At 47.2% G+C, this 826-nt stretch carries 1 protein-coding gene; it reads left to right on the top strand.

Going from position 1 to position 826, the window contains the following annotated elements; genetic code table 11:
* Positions 1-60 precede the first annotated feature (60 nt).
* On the top strand, positions 61-826 hold a 766-nt coding region (locus ACTIE6_RS16110; protein WP_439557615.1), incomplete at its 3' end, for an ABC transporter permease.

The raw sequence follows: 826 nt of genomic DNA, 5'->3' as shown, positions 1-826 counted from the left end.
CATCCTCCCTTCCTCCATCCTCCCATTCCTCCCAATAAACAGATTTAACAACAAAGCACAATGCTAGCTAACTATATCAAAATCGCCTGGAAGGTTTTGCTCCGGCATCCTTTCTATACTTTTATAACACTGTTCGGCATTAGTCTGACGCTGACTGTGCTCATGGTGCTGACTTCCTTTCTGGATCATCTTTTTGGTACCCATTACCCGGAAGTGCGGCGGGACAGGTCGCTTTATATTGGAACTGTTATGCAAACAGATTCCACCATGAACAGCATGTCGTCGGGGCCGGCGAGCTTTGGGTTTTTGGTAAAACATGCTAAATCCCTGAAATCTGCGGAGCGTGTCACCCTCGCCTCCAATTTCAACTTTTCCAACACTTATGTAAATGGAAAGCGGATCAAGCTGAATACCAAATATACCGATGCGGATTTCTGGTATGTGACGGGCTTCGAGTTCCTGGAAGGCAAGCCGTACAATGAGACGAATATTGCGAATGGAGATCGTGTTGCTGTGATTACCGACGCATTACGTGACCAGTATTTCGAGCCGGGATCAGGATCTGCGGTAGGGCGGAATATTGAGATTGAGAATGTTATTTACAAGGTAATAGGCGTTGTAAAAGGCGGGCCGCCGACTCGTGTGTACACCTATTCGGATATCTACTTCCCTTACACTGCGCCTAAAAGCAACTACGAAAACAAGGGAATGCGCGGCCGGTTCATCGCGATTGTACTTGCGAAAGATCGCGCCGACCTTCCAGCAATCCAATCAGAATTTGACAGTAATATCTCGCGCATTCCTTTTGCAGAGATTGAAGACGGAC

The sequence above is a fragment of the Dyadobacter sp. genome (assembly GCF_051859145.1).
GTDB lineage: Bacteria > Bacteroidota > Bacteroidia > Cytophagales > Spirosomataceae > Dyadobacter.
The sequence above is the reverse complement of the archived record's forward strand: the minus strand, read 5'-3'. Positions and strand labels throughout refer to the sequence as shown.